The organism is Nakamurella sp. UYEF19, from assembly GCF_040546275.1.
In the GTDB taxonomy this organism is placed as follows: domain Bacteria; phylum Actinomycetota; class Actinomycetes; order Mycobacteriales; family Nakamurellaceae; genus Nakamurella.
Genome location: NZ_JBEPNO010000003.1, coordinates 184,965 through 199,368, shown reverse-complemented (window position 1 = coordinate 199,368; position 14,404 = coordinate 184,965). Strand labels below are relative to the sequence as shown.

General features: G+C 68.0%; 16 protein-coding genes. 10 read left to right on the top strand and 6 right to left on the bottom strand.

Annotated features, from left to right (window positions below; all coding sequences use genetic code 11):
- Nucleotides 1-12: 12 nt before the first annotated feature.
- From ABIB25_RS07090 to ABIB25_RS07075, 4 genes are read left to right on the top strand one after another with little or no spacing between them, the layout of a single operon-like run.
- Nucleotides 13-1,368, top strand: a complete 1,356-nt coding sequence (locus ABIB25_RS07090; protein ID WP_354527726.1) for a L,D-transpeptidase — start codon at nt 13-15, stop codon at nt 1,366-1,368.
- 40 nt (nt 1,369-1,408) lie between these two features.
- Nucleotides 1,409-2,692 (top strand): D-inositol-3-phosphate glycosyltransferase, encoded by a 1,284-nt coding sequence (gene mshA, locus ABIB25_RS07085; protein WP_502919766.1) that lies wholly within the window; start codon nt 1,409-1,411, stop codon nt 2,690-2,692.
- On the top strand, nt 2,689-3,192 hold the full coding sequence (locus ABIB25_RS07080; RefSeq protein WP_354527724.1) for a type III secretion system chaperone family protein: 504 nt from the start codon (nt 2,689-2,691) through the stop codon (nt 3,190-3,192). The genes mshA and ABIB25_RS07080 overlap by 4 nt, the downstream gene beginning before the upstream one ends.
- A gap of 10 nt (nt 3,193-3,202) precedes the next feature.
- Complete coding sequence (locus ABIB25_RS07075) at nt 3,203-3,640, top strand: DUF1772 domain-containing protein (RefSeq protein WP_354527723.1); 438 nt, start codon at nt 3,203-3,205, stop codon at nt 3,638-3,640.
- Between the two features lie 81 nt (nt 3,641-3,721).
- On the opposite strand, the gene ABIB25_RS07070 is transcribed toward ABIB25_RS07075, so the two are convergent.
- The gene (locus ABIB25_RS07070) at nt 3,722-4,234 is read right to left on the bottom strand and encodes a DUF427 domain-containing protein (protein ID WP_354527722.1); all 513 of its coding nucleotides are present in this window, start codon (nt 4,232-4,234) and stop codon (nt 3,722-3,724) included.
- Between the two features lie 207 nt (nt 4,235-4,441).
- Here ABIB25_RS07070 and ABIB25_RS07065 point away from each other — a divergent pair, with 207 nt between their 5' ends.
- The gene (locus ABIB25_RS07065) at nt 4,442-5,536 is read left to right on the top strand and encodes a DUF4349 domain-containing protein (protein ID WP_354527721.1); all 1,095 of its coding nucleotides are present in this window, start codon (nt 4,442-4,444) and stop codon (nt 5,534-5,536) included.
- Between the two features lie 88 nt (nt 5,537-5,624).
- Here the strand turns inward: ABIB25_RS07065 and ABIB25_RS07060 are convergent, their stop codons facing one another.
- Together ABIB25_RS07060 and ABIB25_RS07055 are read right to left on the bottom strand one after the other, a co-directional pair.
- Entirely contained in the window at nt 5,625-6,014 is a 390-nt protein-coding gene (locus ABIB25_RS07060) for a GntR family transcriptional regulator (protein ID WP_354527720.1), read from the bottom strand.
- Nucleotides 6,015-6,027: 13 nt separating this feature from the next.
- A complete protein-coding gene (locus ABIB25_RS07055) occupies nt 6,028-6,987 on the bottom strand; it encodes a hypothetical protein (RefSeq protein WP_354527719.1) in 960 nt (319 codons plus the stop codon).
- Nucleotides 6,988-7,116: 129 nt separating this feature from the next.
- Between ABIB25_RS07055 and ABIB25_RS07050 the strand changes: the two genes are divergently transcribed.
- The 5 genes from ABIB25_RS07050 (at nt 7,117) to ABIB25_RS07030 (ending at nt 11,418) form a co-directional block, all read left to right on the top strand.
- Nucleotides 7,117-7,860: a phosphoglyceromutase gene (locus tag ABIB25_RS07050; RefSeq protein WP_354527718.1), complete on the top strand. Its 744-nt coding sequence runs from the start codon at nt 7,117-7,119 to the stop codon at nt 7,858-7,860.
- 346 nt (nt 7,861-8,206) lie between these two features.
- Nucleotides 8,207-9,457 (top strand): sensor histidine kinase, encoded by a 1,251-nt coding sequence (locus ABIB25_RS07045; RefSeq protein ID WP_354527717.1) that lies wholly within the window; start codon nt 8,207-8,209, stop codon nt 9,455-9,457.
- Nucleotides 9,454-10,134, top strand: a complete 681-nt coding sequence (locus ABIB25_RS07040; protein ID WP_354527716.1) for a response regulator transcription factor — start codon at nt 9,454-9,456, stop codon at nt 10,132-10,134. Before ABIB25_RS07045 ends, ABIB25_RS07040 begins: the two co-directional genes overlap by 4 nt.
- A 21-nt stretch (nt 10,135-10,155) precedes the next feature.
- Nucleotides 10,156-11,001 carry a sugar phosphate isomerase/epimerase family protein gene (locus ABIB25_RS07035; protein ID WP_354527715.1) on the top strand — a complete coding sequence of 282 codons (846 nt, stop codon included), beginning with the start codon at nt 10,156-10,158 and terminating at the stop codon, nt 10,999-11,001.
- 90 nt (nt 11,002-11,091) lie between these two features.
- A complete protein-coding gene (locus tag ABIB25_RS07030; protein WP_354527714.1) occupies nt 11,092-11,418 on the top strand; it encodes a putative acetyltransferase in 327 nt (108 codons plus the stop codon).
- A gap of 14 nt (nt 11,419-11,432) precedes the next feature.
- Here ABIB25_RS07030 and ABIB25_RS07025 read toward each other — a convergent pair whose 3' ends face one another.
- The 3 genes from ABIB25_RS07025 to ABIB25_RS07015 are packed head-to-tail and all read right to left on the bottom strand — an operon-like array spanning nt 11,433 to nt 14,227.
- Nucleotides 11,433-12,338: an SIS domain-containing protein gene (locus ABIB25_RS07025; protein ID WP_354527713.1), complete on the bottom strand. Its 906-nt coding sequence runs from the start codon at nt 12,336-12,338 to the stop codon at nt 11,433-11,435.
- Between the two features lie 43 nt (nt 12,339-12,381).
- Nucleotides 12,382-13,278: a carbohydrate ABC transporter permease gene (locus ABIB25_RS07020; RefSeq protein ID WP_502919759.1), complete on the bottom strand. Its 897-nt coding sequence runs from the start codon at nt 13,276-13,278 to the stop codon at nt 12,382-12,384.
- Between the two features lies 1 nt (nt 13,279).
- Nucleotides 13,280-14,227: a carbohydrate ABC transporter permease gene (locus tag ABIB25_RS07015; RefSeq protein ID WP_354527712.1), complete on the bottom strand. Its 948-nt coding sequence runs from the start codon at nt 14,225-14,227 to the stop codon at nt 13,280-13,282.
- Nucleotides 14,228-14,404 lie beyond the last annotated feature (177 nt).

Below are 14,404 nucleotides of genomic sequence, written 5' to 3'. Positions count from 1 at the left end.
GTGGAGATCAAGGTGCGCATTCGTCCTGTCCGGCTGTTCAGCCGGCGTACGTCGGGCGTGGTCGCTGCGGTGGCCGTGCTCGGGCTGCTGGCCTCGGCCTGCTCGTCCGGCACCGAGATCGTCACGGTCACGGTCACGCCCGGTCAGGAGGCTCCGGCCTCCCAGGTGGTCGCGCCGGACCTCTCCTCAGGGGGCGCCACTCCCTCGGCCCCGCCAACCACGGCGGCCACGGCGGCCACCACCAAGGCTGCGACACTGCCGGCCAACACCGTGCGCGTCACCGCGAAGCCGGCCTTCGGCACCAAGAACGTGCCGCCGAACAACCCGTTGACCGTCACCGTCTTCGCGGCGAAGTTGGCCCAGATGACGCTCACCGGTGACGACGGGACCCAGATCACCGGGGCGATCTCGGCGGACAAGGGCACCTGGACCAACACCGAGCGACTCGACTACGACACCACCTACACCTATTCCGGCGTAGCCATGGACAACGGCAACAAGCCGACGAAGATCTCCGGCAAGATCTCGACGGTCAAGCCGGCCTCGACCGAGAAGGCCTACATCCAGATTCCCGACGGTGGCACCGTCGGCGTCGGGGCGCCGATCATCATCACGTTCGCCGGCGTGGTGAAGAACCGTGCCGCGGCGGAGAAGGCCCTGAAGGTGACCACCTCCGCTGGCGCTGCACTGCAGGGCAACTGGGGATGGCTGCAGGATGAAGACATCCTGGGCAAGGGAGTGGTCCAGTCGCAGGTGCACTGGCGACCGACGGTGAGCCCGGTCAGCGGCACCACGCCGTACTGGCCGGCGTTCACCAAGGTCCACGTCGAGGCCGACCTCAAGGGCGTCGACTACGGCAACGGCCAGTGGGGCCGTGAGGACTTCCAGTCCGACTTCACCATCGGCCGCTCGCAGATCGTCATCGCCGACGCGTCGACCTTCCACCTCGTGGTGACCGTCGACGACAAGGTGACCAAGAACTACCCGGTGTCCTACGGCAAGGAATCGGTGCCCGGTCGCGGAACTCTCAACGGCATTCACATCGTCACCGAGAAGCATCTGACCTTCGCCATGTGCAACCCGCAGTTCAACTACTGCAATGCACTCGAGAAGTGGGCCGTCCGGATCAACAACAACGGTGAGTTCATCCACGAGAACCTCAAGGCAGCAGCGGCTTTCGGTATCGCCAACGTCTCGCACGGCTGCATCAACATGGGGGCGCAGGCTGCCGAGGACTACTACAACTCGGCGATCTACGGCGACCCCGTCGTCCTGTCCAACACCGGTGGTCCCCAGATGAGCGAGAAGGATGCGGTCTACGACTGGATCTACTCACCTGACGAGTGGAAGGCCCTGTCCGCGCTGTAGCGCAGGCAGAGCGCCGGGCCGGCGTCGACCGGAGAGCACAATCGTCAACGTGACCACCCGTTCTTCAGACCGTCCCGCGCTGCGGCGGCTGGCGGCGATCTCGCTGCACACCTCGCCGTTGGCCCAACCAGGGACCGGTGACGCCGGTGGGATGAACGTCTACGTCGCGCAGACCGCAGTGCGACTGGCGCGGCGCGGAATCGAGGTCGAGATCTTCACCAGGGCCACCTCCTCTGATCACCCGCCGGCTCAGGAAATGGCCCCCGGCGTGCTGGTGCGACACGTGGTGGCCGGCCCGTTCGAGGGGCTGGACAAGGACGAACTCCCCGGCCAGCTGTGCTCGTTCGCCAACGGGGTGATGCGGGCCGAGGCCCGTCAGGAGCCGGGCTACTACGATTTGCTGCACTCGCACTACTGGCTGTCCGGCCAGGTCGGGTACCTGGCGAAGGATCGCTGGGGCGTCCCGCTGGTCCACTCGGCGCACACCCTGGCCAAGGTCAAGAATGCGGCGATGGCCGAGTCCGACGCGCCGGAGCCACGCGGCCGGCTGATCGGCGAGGAGCAGGTGGTCGCCGAGGCGGACCGGCTCATCGCCAACACCGAGACCGAGGCGCAGCAGCTGATCGATCTCTACGACGCCGCCCGGGACAAGATCGACGTGGTGCCGCCAGGGGTCGACACCGACGTCTTCCGGCCGGGGTCCAAGGCTGCGGCCCGTGCCGCGCTCCGGGTCGACCCGGACGAGCTGGTGCTGGCTTTCGCCGGCCGGATCCAGCCGCTGAAGGCGCCGGACGTCCTGCTCCGCGCGGTCGCCGTGCTGCGGGAACGGTTTCCGGAACGAAAGTTCCGGGTACTCATCGTCGGCGGTGCTTCCGGGACCGGACGGATCGCGCCGCACCGGCTCGCCGAGCTGGCCGCGGAACTGCGACTGGACACGGTGGTGGACTTCTTGGAACCGATGGCGCCCTCCGCGCTGTGCCAGGTCTTCCAGGCTGCCGATCTGGTCGCCGTGCCGAGTTACAACGAGTCGTTCGGACTGGTCGCGCTCGAGGCGCAGGCTTCCGGGACGCCGGTGGTGGCGGCTGCCGTCGGCGGGCTGAAGGTCGCCGTCGACGACGGTGTGAGCGGGCTGCTGGTCCCCGGACACGACCCGGTCCGGTGGGCCGGACGGCTGGCCGAGATCTTGATGGACCCCGCGCGGCAGGCCGACCTGGCCGCTCGCGCCTCGGGCCAGGCGGCCCGGTTCTCCTGGGACAGAACGGTGGACGGTTTGCTGGAATCGTATGAGCGGGCGCTCTTCTCGGCCGCGGCGGTGCGGGTGTGACGGCCCCGTCGGTCCGGGCGAGCCAGATCGCCGATGCGCTCACCGAACTCGGCGTCGATTTCACCGCCGAGCCTGATGACGCCTTCCTGCTCACCCTGCCCGGCGAGCGTCGTCATCGGACTTTGCTCTGGTTGTTGGTCGGTTCGCACGAGCTCTCGATCGAGTCGTTCGTGTGCCGGGCTCCCGACGAGAACCGGGAGGACGTCTACCGTTTCCTGCTGCAGCGCAACTCCCGGCTGCGCACGGTCGCCTATTCGCTGGACGGCGACGGCGACATCCACCTGGTCGGCCGGATCGGCCTGGACACGCTCGGCGATCACCCCGCGGAGGAGCTCAACACCGTCCTCGGCGTGGTGCTCAGCACGTCCGACGAGGACTTCAACCAGATCCTGGAACGCGGGTTCACCAGCGCCATCCGCCGTGAGTGGGCCTGGCGCACGTCGCGCGGGCACTCCTTGCAGAACCTGCAGGCCTTCCGGCACCTGATCGACCCTACCTGATGCGATTCCGTTGTCGTCCAACGACTTTCCCGTCGTACTGATCGCCTACCTGCTCTTCGCGGCCGGGTACGCCGGATTCCAGTGGACCGTGCAGGTGCTGGTCTACCGGCAGTTCGCCCTGGTACCGCCGGACGCCTTCCCGGCCTACGAACGCGCGCATCAGCGGCGGGTGAGCCTGGTGGTCGGCCCGCTGTTCGCCGGGCTGGTGCTGAGCACCGGTGGTCTGCTGCTGTTCAAACCGACCGGGATCCCGTGGTGGGAGCCGATCGCCGGTGGCGTGCTGGTGGCGCTGATCCTCGTCGTGACCGCGCTTCTCGCGGTCCCGCTGCACGGCCGACTTTCGGCCGGCTTCGACGAAGCGGCGTTCCGGTCGTTGCTCCGCGTCGATCTGGTCAGGGCGGTGGCCGCCTCGCTGAACGTCGTGGTGGCGGTTCTCCTCCTGTGGTGAATCGAGGGCCGTGGTGACTTTCGAGGGTGGTCGTGACTTTGGAGGGCGTGGTGACTTTCGAGGGTGATGTGACCCTGGTGCTCACCAGCCCCAGGAGCCGGGGATGCCCTTGAACGGTCCGACCACGTCGTCGGTGATCCAGCCCGCGTAGAAGCCGCCTTCCTGCGCACGAACCACCTCGCCGTCGACCTCGCACGTCAGGACGTTCGGGTCGAACGCGAGGTGGCCGGTGATGTCCCGAAAGGCCTTGGTGGGACGTTCGTAGCTCCAGGCGGCGGCCTCGAGCGGTCCGCTGCCGGCCAGGACGTCCCAATAGGTGGCAGCGCCCTTCCACTCGCAGGTGGTGGAGGGATGGCGGGAGAGCCGGAGCAGGTCCGGCCTGACGGACGCCAGCGGCAGGTACCAGGTCGGCGGATGGCTGGTCTCCAGCACCCGGAACGCCTCGCCGGTCCGCGCCAGGACCACGTCGCCGACCCGCACCACCACCGTCTTCCTCGACTGCTCGAGCCGCGGCGGTCGGGGGTACTCCCAGACCGACTCCTGGCCGGGCCCTGGGGTTTGCGGGACGACGCCTCTCGGCAGTGATGACCTCATGACGTCCATCGTGCGCTCTCGCGGCCCGGTCCACATGCTTGCCGACCACCGCCGATCGAAGGTGTGCGATGTGTTGGCACACCGGTCCGTATCCCAGCTGTGGCCCAACCGTGACCGACGGACGTGCAGCCCCGATGGCCGAAACCCCCGTCTACCTCCCGAGAAACCGTTCTGCAGGGAACTGGTTCGACCAACAGGGGAGACGACATGCTTCGCAAGGATTCCAAGTCCTGGAATGCCATCAGCACGGCCCTGGCCCGGAGGCGGGGGAGACGGGTGAAGCTGGCCGCTGGAGCAGCGGCGGCCGGTCTGCTGCTCGCTTTCGCGGTCGGGTGCACTTCCGGTTCCACGACCGCAGCCGCGGCCAGTTCGGTGTCGTCCGCGGCCGGTGTTCCGGCGGCCGGTTTCGCCGACGCCGCCGGTGGATCCGGCGCACCGTCCGCTGCTGCGTCCGCCGCACCGGCGCCCAGCCAGGCCGGCAGCGGGAAGTCGTCCTCGGCCGACGGAAAGCTCCCCGACGTGGGTGCCGGCGTGGAGGCAGCCGACCGTCAGGTGATCAGAACCGCCAACCTGACGCTGAACGTGACCGTCAAATCGGCCAACCAGGGGGCCGCGGAGGACCAGCTGCTGCTGCAGAAGGCCGTCGACGACGCGGCGATCAAGGTGCGGTCCATCCCGATCGGTGCGGGCTACGTCTCGGCGGCACAGGGCAAGGGCACCACCCAGTCGATCACCCTCCGGGTGCCCGCCGGTGGATACACCACCGCGATGGACGTGATCACCGGCATCGCCCCGGTCACGAGTCGGCAGGAGTCCACCGAGGACGTCACGTCGCAGATGATCGACATCAGCAGCCGGATGCAGACGATGAAGGCCAGCGTCGACCGGGTGCGGACGCTGCTGTCCAAGGCGGACAAGATCGGAGACGTCATCGCGATCGAGTCGGAGCTCAGTGCCCGTGAGGCTGATCTGGAGTCCCTGCAGCGTCAGCAGGCGGGGTTGGTCGGTCAGACCTCGCTGTCCACCATCACGGTGGTGCTGATCGGTTCGATCACCGGGGTCAAGGAGGCGCTGATCCCGCCGCCGGCGGTCGCGCGATCCGGGTTCCTGGGCGGGCTGGCCAACGGCTGGGATGCAGTGCGCAAGGTGGTGCACGCCGGCCTGACCGTCGTCGGCGTCCTGATCCCGTTCCTGCCCGTCGTCGCGGTGGTGATCCTCGGGGTGCTGATCTGGCGTCGCCGCGTCCGCCGCCCGGTCGCGACCCCGGCTGCTGTCGCCGGTGACCCGCGGCCGCTGGACTGACCGCTGTGGGCCGGGCGCTGTGCGCCTGCGGGGTGGCGCTTGCGACGCGTCGGGCCGGCGGCCTGCGAGGCCGGCTCGCCGGGGCTTGTCAGCTCAGCGGCGGCTGGACGCGGGACTGGCGGAGGGCGTGCCGCAGGATCTCCACGGCCGTGTCGTCCGGGACCCCCTGCGCCGTCACGAGGGTGGCGAGAACCTCGGCTGCCAGGGAGATCTCCGGACCGACGACGGCGGCGGGGCGGCCGGTGACGACGGTGCCGACCCGGCGCCCGGTGCTCACCAGACCGGCCGACTCCAATTCGGCATAGGCCCGGCCGACGGTGTTCACCGCGATGTCGAGTTCGGCGGCCAATCCGCGCACCGTCGGCAGCCGGTCCCCGGTCCGCAGTGAGCCGGCACCGATGTGACCGGCGATCTGCGCCCGCAGCTGCTCGTAGACCGGGGTCGCCGCTGTCACGTCGACCGCGAGCCGGACCGTCATCGGACCTGGTCCGTCACGCGTCGGTGGGAACGCGGCCGGGCAGCAGTGCGCGGCGCAGGGTGCGCTCGTTCGGGCCGACGATGTAGAGGACCAGAATGGCGAGACCGCAACCGATGCTCACGACGGTCAAGAAGTCCATCAGCGCCTGGGCCAAGCCCCCGGGAGCGACGTTGAAGTTCGCGAGATCGTTGGCATTGAGGGCGTCGCGCACCCCGCTGGTCAACGACGCGGTCATAGCGAGAAACCCTGCCGTCACCAGGCGAAACACCCGCTGCGCTGCGACGCGGCGGAGTGCCTGATCGGTCGACGGATCGATCCCGGCCAGCACCGGGCGCCGTAGCACCTGCCGGACGGCAAAAGCGGCGATCACCAGCATGACCAAGAGCGAGGCAAGGGCCACCAGGATGGCCCCAGCCGTGGGAGCAGCATCGCTGAAGGTCTGGGTGACTGAGTCGCCGGCGCCGTAGGACGTGCAGATCACACCGACCGGAGCCGGGCAGGCAGTTGCCGGATTGGTGCTCCTGTTCGCGGCGGGTCCGACGAACAGGGCAAAGATCACGGCCACGGTGATGCACACCCCGGCCGCCGCCGATCCGTACCGGTAACGGGCCAGCACCGTCTCCCGCAGGGTGGGACGCCCGAGCATGGCGACGCGGACAGCCCCCGACTGCCGCGGCCAGCGCGTCTCCGACAGCATCTGCAGTGCCAGCGCGACGATTCCCATGATGCCGACGATCGTCGCGGAAGCTCCGGTCCGGTCCTGCACCGGACGCGACAGCAACCACGCGACGACGATTCCCGCCAGCAGCATCGACCGGCCGGTGGCCAACGAAAAGGCTTGCACCGCTTGAGTTGACGGCGCCGGCCGGGAGAAGGCCTTGCGCACGGACCGCGCGATCATCAACACGAGCAGAGCCGCCAGGATCGCGAGCACCACGGTCCACGTGCCGGTCGCCACGCCGTTCGTGTTCATCTCGTCCCCTGATTTGCGTGCCGTTCTTTGTCGCAATGACTAGAATCATTAAGACATAGGGGCGGCGACCCGCGCAAGGCCTCCCGCCCGGTTTCCGGTGCTCCGCACGACTGCGGCAGACTGCTGGGCATGACTTCGACTCTGATCCTCCTTCGTCACGGCGAGAGCACCTGGAATGCCACGAACCAGTTCACCGGGTGGGTGGACGTGCCGCTGTCCGAGAAGGGCACCGGCGAGGCCCGTCGTGGTGGCGAGCTGCTGAAGAGCGTCGGTCTGCTGCCGGACGTGGTGCACACCTCCCTGCTGCGCCGGGCGATCATGACGGCCAACCTGGCGCTGGACGCTGCCGATCGGCACTGGGTGCCCGTACGCCGCACGTGGCGCCTGAACGAGCGTCACTACGGCGACCTCCAGGGCAAGGACAAGAAGCAGACGCTGCAGACCTACGGCGAGGAGCAGTTCATGCTGTGGCGTCGCTCGTACGACGTGCCGCCGCCTCCGATCAGCGACGACAACGAGTACTCCCAAGCCGGCGACCCGCGTTACGCGAACCTGGGTGATGACGCCCCGAAGACCGAATGCCTCGCCGACGTCGTGGTGCGTCTGGAGCCGTACCTGCGCGGACCGATCGCCGACGACCTCGCCGACGGCAAGGTGGTGCTGGTGGTGGCTCACGGCAACTCGCTGCGCGCGGTGGTCAAGCTGCTCGACGGCATCAGCAACGAGGACATCGCGGCGGTCAACATCCCGACCGGCGTCCCGCTGCGCTACGACCTGGACGCGAACCTCGAGCCGCTGACGGTCGGTGGCACCTACCTGGACCCCGACGCCGCTGCCGCTGCCATCACCGCCGTCGCCAACCAGGGCCGCTGACCCTCGCTCGTCTGCTGCCTACCCGCGCACCGTTCCCCGCGCACCGTTCCCGCGCACCGTTCCCGCGCACCGTTCCCGCGCACCGTTCCCGCGCATACAGAAGTGCCCGGCGCATATGGAAGTTGCCAATTTCGTGGTGATTTCGGGGAATTCGGCTCTTCCTGTATGCGCGGCTCCCGCTCCGGCTCCGGCGGAGCCGCTGCGAACTGGCCCCGCGAAATGACCTCGCGCGTCATGAACTCCCGGTGAACGGCGCGGGTGTCGCAGACGTCGAATCGAACAACCCATGTCGCCCGTGGCGTTCGAACGCCGGTCGGGGGCCGCGCTAGCACTTACCATTCGTCATGTGTCGTGGATCGGGTATCTGGCGGCCGCCATCGGCGGTGGGCTGATCGCATCGCTGGTCGCCGTGGCCGTGCTACATCGCCGCCCGCGCTCCTACGAACCTGTTGCCCAGGACACCGCGTTGCTCGCCGAGTTCGCCTTCACCGTGTCGACGACCGGCTACGCTGTGCTCGACAAAGAGGGTCATCTCCTGGTCTTCAACCCGCGTGCGGCCGAACTCGGCGTGGTCAGGGCCGGCCTGCTCGACCACCGGATCGCCGACGCCGTCGGGCGCGCCCGGGTGGCCGGTGAACCCATCGACGTCGAACTCGGCGCTGTCGAACCGGCCGCCGACCTCGTCGGGCCGCGCCGTAATCCGGCGTCCGTGCAGGCCGTCGTCCGGTCCACCGTCGAGGGCTACGTCGTCGTCTCCGCCGCCGACGAGACCGAGGCGCTGCGCCTCGAGGCGGTCCGCCGGGACTTCGTCGCCAACGTCTCGCACGAGCTGAAGACGCCGGTCGCGGCGATCGGACTGCTGGCCGAGGCGGTGCTCGACGGGTTCGACGAGCCGGAGCACGTCGAGAAGTACGCGGAGAAACTGCTCCGCGAGTCCGTCCGTCTCGGCGCACTGGTCAACGAACTCATCACACTGTCTCGTCTGCAGGGCGCCGATCCGCTGCCGGAACTCGCCGTGCTCGAGATCGACGCGGTGGTGGCAGAGGCCCACGCCAGGTCGGCGATCGTCGCCGAGAGTTCGGGGATGACGATCACCTTGGACGCGCCGTCCGGACTGCTGGTCAAAGGCGACCGCCCCATGCTGGTCACCGCGCTGGTCAACCTGCTGGCCAACGCGGTGCACTACTCGCCGCCGGGCAGCACGGTCTCGATCAGCCGCCGGATCCACGGTCAGTTCGTCGACATCGCAGTGACGGACCGGGGTATCGGCATCGCGCCCGAGCACCAGAGCCGGGTCTTCGAGCGCTTCTTCCGTATCGATCCGGCGCGATCCCGCGCGACCGGTGGTACCGGCCTCGGACTGGCGATCGTCAAACACGTCGCCGCCAACCACGGCGGGTCCGCGGTGCTGTGGTCCAAACCTGGCACCGGATCCACCTTCACCATGCGACTCCCGCAGTTCCTCCCGGAACCGGCGACCTCGGAGCAGCGCACCGGTGTTCCGCCGACCAACGGCGTCCTCCCGGGCACCGAGATCGCCACGACCGACAACACCCCGATCGGCTCCGCGCTGACCGGGCACAAAGGAGCACCGTGACCAGGGTTCTGATCGTCGAGGACGAGGAATCGATGGCCGATCCGCTGGCCTTCCTCCTGCGCAAGGAGGGGTTCACCACCAGCATCGCGGCCACCGGACCGGAAGCGCTGGTGGAGTTCGACCGGTCGGGCGCCGACATCGTGCTGCTGGACCTGATGCTCCCCGGCATGAGCGGCACCGAGGTCTGCAAGGCCCTGCGGGCAAGGGCGGCCGTCCCGGTCATCATGGTGACGGCCCGCGACTCGGAGATCGACAAGGTCGTCGGGTTGGAACTCGGTGCCGACGACTACATCACCAAGCCCTACTCGACCCGTGAGCTGATCGCCCGGATCCGCGCCGTGCTCCGGCGCGGTGTCGAGCCGGAGGACGGGGTGGAGTCGACATTGGCCGCCGGCCCGGTCCGGATGGACATCGAGCGCCACGTCGTCTCGGTCCACGGCGCGGAGGTGTCGCTGCCGCTCAAGGAGTTCGACCTGCTCGAATACCTGATGCGCAACACCGGCCGGGTGCTCACCAGAGGGCAACTGATCGATCGGGTCTGGGGTGCCGACTACGTCGGTGACACCAAGACTCTCGACGTCCACGTGAAGCGGTTGCGCTCCAAGATCGAGCCCGACCCGGCCGCGCCCCGTTACCTGATCACCGTCCGTGGGTTGGGTTACAAGCTGGAGACCTGAGCGGGCCGGTAGCGTGGGGTGGTGAGCTCAGCACCGTCGCACGACGAGGGAAGGGGACGGTCGCCGATCCTGGTGGGACTGTCGACGGCCGCCGTGTTCCCCGAGCCCACCGCGGCGGCGTTCGAGATGGCAGCGGAGACCGGGTACGACGGCATCGAAGTGATGGTCCAGACGGACCTGACCAGCCAGACTCCGGACGCGTTGGCACGGCTCATCGATCTCCACCAGATCCCGGTGCTGTCGGTGCATTCACCCTGCCTGCTGATCACCGCCGCGGTCTGGTCGTCCGACCCGGTCGTGAAGCTGGCCCGGTCCATCGACATGGCCGAGAAGATCGGCGCTCCCACCGTAGTGGTGCATCCGCCGTTCGTCTGGCAGCGTCATGCGGCCGCCAATTTCACCGATTCGGTTGCCGAACTCCAGCTCCGGACGGACGTCGTGATTGCCGTGGAGAACATGTTCCCCGTCAGGTTGGCCGGCCGGACGGTGAACAGCTTCCGTCCGCACTGGGACCCGGTCTCGGCCGGGCACCAGCACTTCACCCTGGATCTGTCGCACACCGCAACGTCCGGTTCGGATGCGCTGGACATGTTGCAGCGCATGGGGTCCCGGATGTCCCACCTCCATCTGGCGGACGGGTCCGGGTCGGCCAAGGACGAACACCTTGTCCCGGGTCGCGGTACCCAGCCCTGCGCCGAGGTGCTGCGGATTCTCGCGAACGAGGAGCTCGACGGAGAACGGTTCTCGGGTGCGGTGGTGCTGGAGATCTCCACCAGGGCGGCCAAGCCGGATCAGCGGAGAGTCGACGTCGCCGAGGCACTCGCCTTCGCGCGGGAGCACCTGGCCGTTGCCGATGCTGCCTCATGACGACCGCTCATGACGACCACTCATGACGACCCGCGGGTGACGGACCGCCCATGACGGACCGCTCTTGACGACCGCTCATGACGACGGCACATGACGGACCCGCGGGCTGCGTTCCTGGCGCTGCGGCCGGGCACCAGGGTGGTGGTGCGGTACCGGGTTGCGGGCCTCGATGAGGACCCGCCTGGCAGCCGGCCGACCGTGACCGATGCGCTGGGCGTGCTACTCGGGTTTGCCGACGGCTGTTGCGAGATCCGCACCCGCGGTGGCGTTGTCACCGTGCCGCTGGCCGGGATCGTCGCGGCCAAACAAGTCCCGCCGCCCCCGGCTCGTCGGCCTCGCGACGTCGGAGCCCAAGCGCCGGGGCCAGCCGGAGGGTCGGGACCAGCCGAAGAGTCGGAACCAGACCCAGCCGACTGACGGGGGAGGGCTCGTCAGGTCAGGACGATCGACCGGGTGAGGTTGCGCGGGCTGTCCGGGTCGAGACCACGGTGGAGCGCAAGCGTGATGGCCAAGCGTTGGATGTGCACCAGCGTTGCCAACGGATCCCCGGGGCTCACCTGCAGGGAGGCTCCGGTGGCGGTGATCTGGTCGGCCAGGCCCGGCGGCGGTGTGCCGATCGACCAGACCAGCGTGTGCGGCTCCGCGAGCGAGATCGGTCCGTGACGGTAGTCGTAGGCGGGGTAGGACTCCGCCCAGGCCAGCGCGGCCTCGCGCATCTTGAGCGCGGCCTCGTTGGCCAGGCCGACCGCCGGGCCGGTGCCCAGGAAGGTGAACTGGACCTTGTCCTGCCAGCCGGCGGGAAGGTCGGCGGTCAGCGCGGTCTCCGCTTCGGCGATCACGCCGTCGAGGTTCTCGCCGAGTCCGGCCCGGAGCAGGGCCAGCACGGTGGTGGCGAAACGGGTCTGCACCACCGACTTCTCGTCGGCGAAGGGCAGAAGGATCGTGTGCGATGCAGCGGTGGCCCCCGGAGACTGCGGATCACCGACGATGCCGAGGCTCTTCTGGTCCGCCGGGAGGGCGGCGAGCAGGTCGAGGACCTCGGTGGTGGTACCGGATCTGGTGATCGCGACGATCAGGTCGTAACGCCGCCCGGCTGGGAACTCGGACGCCGCAAAGGCATCGGTGAGGCCGAGGCCCGCTTCCTCGCGGATGGCCGCGTACGCCTGGGCGACGAACCAGCTGGTGCCGCAGCCCACGACCGCGATCCGCATGCCGTCGGCCGGCAGGAATGTGGCGCTCTCGGCGGCGACTTCTACTGCGCGCCGCCACATCTGCGGCTGGGTGTCGATCTCGGCCAGTACGTGGGCAGCCGGCTGCGCGGCTGAGGTAGTCGTCATGCTGGTGGTGGATCCTTTGTTCGGGAGTTGTCGGAGAAAAGTGCTACTTCACAGCGCCGGCGGTCAATCCGCCGATCAGCCGCTTCTCGATGAAGGCGAACAGCACGACGACCGGCACGATCGCGACGATGGAGACGCCGAAGACGTATTGCCATTCAGCGGTGTAGAGCCCGAAGAATCGAGGGAGCGAGACGGTCAGCGGCTGCTTGGAGTTGGTGGTCATGATGACCGAGGCGGCCGCGTACTCGTTCCACGACGAGACGAAGACGAAGATGATGGCAGTGACGATGCCTGGCCAGACCAGTGGCAGCGACACCTTGAACAGCACCTGGAGTTTCGACGCACCGTCCAGGACGGCGGCCTCGTCCACCTCCTTCGGTACGGAGGCGAAGAAGGCCTGCATGATCCACACCGCGAAGGCCAGGTTGAAGGCGCCGTTGACCAGGATCATCGCGAACCAGGTGTCGTTCAGTCCGAGCTGCAGGAATTCCCGGAAGAGCCCCACCGCAAGGACTGTCGGCTGCAACATCTGCGTGATGAGCACCAGGAACATGAACGCGAGCTTGCCGGGGAACTTGAAGCGCGCCAGGTAGTACGCGGCGGGGGTGGCCGTCACGAGCACCAGCAAGGTCGCGAAGACCGAGATGACGATGGTCGACACCAGACCGGAGAACGGGTCGACGTCCGAGGACCACATCGTGACGTAGTTCTTGAACAGGAAATTGCTGCCGAAATAGACCGGCGGGATCTTGGTGATCTCCGGTTGCGACTTGAGCGAACCGAAGAACATGATCAGGTACGGCACGACGAAGACGACGACTATCAGGACCGAGCCGATGATCATGCCGATCCGGTTCGGCGGCTTGTTGACGCCGGTGCTGCGCACCTTCTTCGACTTCGGGGCGACGGTGGCCGGGGGCGGCGCGATGGTGGTGGTCAACTCACTGCTCCTTCGTGGGCTTCACGACGACGAGGTAGATCGCGATGATCACCAGGCAGACCAGGAAATTCACCACGGACAGCGCCGACGCGACGCCCGGGCCGAGATTGGTCTTGTACTTGAAGATCAGCGTGGTGGTGATGTCCGCCTTGTACCCCGGGAGCGGGCCGGTGAGCACTTTGAGGATCGGCAGCGAGTTGAAGACGTTGATGATGTTGATCAGCACCGCGACGGCCAGGGCCGGGCGGAGGATGGGCAGCACGATCCGGAAATAGCGGGCCGTCGAACCGGCGCCGTCGACGTGGGCGGCCTCGATGACGTCGCCCGGGACGGCCTGCAGGCCGGCCAAGATCGTGTAGGTGGTGAACGGGAGCGAGACGAAGACGGCCACCAGCATCGCGACGATGAACGCCGGGACGGGCTGCTGGGTGAAGCCGTAAGGGGCGTTCAGGATCCCGATGTCGACCAGGAACTTGTTGATGATCCCGTAGTCGATGTTGAGGCCGTACTGGAAGATCGAGGTGGTCATGATCACCGAGGCGGCCCACGGGATGATGACGGCCAGCCTGACGATCTTCCGGCCGCCGAACGCCTTGTTGAGGAATTGCGCGAGGCCGAGGGAGATGACGACGGTGAAGGACACGACGCCGATCACCCAGATGAAGGTGTTCAGGAAGATGTGGGCGATGTCGACGCCGGGAAAGGTGAGCGCCAGCTTGAAGTTCGACCAACCGGCCGCGCCGCTGTCGAAGCCGATCTTGTTCACCTTGCGGAACGACGTGTAGATCATGTATCCGGCCGGGTAGAGCACCACGCCGATGATCAGGATCAGGGACGGGCCGAGCCAGGGCAGCGCCGACAACATCTGGCGCCCCCGGCCGGGAGCCTTGGACGGTTTGATGGGGCCCGCCGGCGCTCGGTTGGTCGGTGGCGTCACCGTCGTGGTCATGGCTGGCCTTTCGAACGGGGCCACGTGGGCCGATTGAATCTGGATCTGTGTGGGACAGAAATCGACGAGTTCATCCGCGCGGGGCTACTTGATCTGCGCGGCCCGTGTGGCCCGGCTCACCGTGCTGCCGCGGGAGCAGGAGCGCTCCCGCGGCAGCAGGTGAGATCAGGGGGTGGA

Excerpts from the sequence above, each read along its gene's own strand:
- ABIB25_RS07070 (WP_354527722.1), bottom strand. The coding sequence starts at position 4,234 with ATGAGGTCATCACTGCCGAGAGGCGTCGTCCCGCAAACCCCAGGGCCC.
- ABIB25_RS07065 (WP_354527721.1), top strand. The coding sequence starts at position 4,442 with ATGCTTCGCAAGGATTCCAAGTCCTGGAATGCCATCAGCACGGCCCTG.
- ABIB25_RS07060 (WP_354527720.1), bottom strand. The coding sequence starts at position 6,014 with ATGACGGTCCGGCTCGCGGTCGACGTGACAGCGGCGACCCCGGTCTAC.
- ABIB25_RS07055 (WP_354527719.1), bottom strand. The coding sequence starts at position 6,987 with ATGAACACGAACGGCGTGGCGACCGGCACGTGGACCGTGGTGCTCGCG.
- ABIB25_RS07050 (WP_354527718.1), top strand. The coding sequence starts at position 7,117 with ATGACTTCGACTCTGATCCTCCTTCGTCACGGCGAGAGCACCTGGAAT.
- ABIB25_RS07030 (WP_354527714.1), top strand. The coding sequence starts at position 11,092 with ATGACGGACCCGCGGGCTGCGTTCCTGGCGCTGCGGCCGGGCACCAGG.
- ABIB25_RS07025 (WP_354527713.1), bottom strand. The coding sequence starts at position 12,338 with ATGACGACTACCTCAGCCGCGCAGCCGGCTGCCCACGTACTGGCCGAG.
- ABIB25_RS07015 (WP_354527712.1), bottom strand. The coding sequence starts at position 14,227 with ATGACCACGACGGTGACGCCACCGACCAACCGAGCGCCGGCGGGCCCC.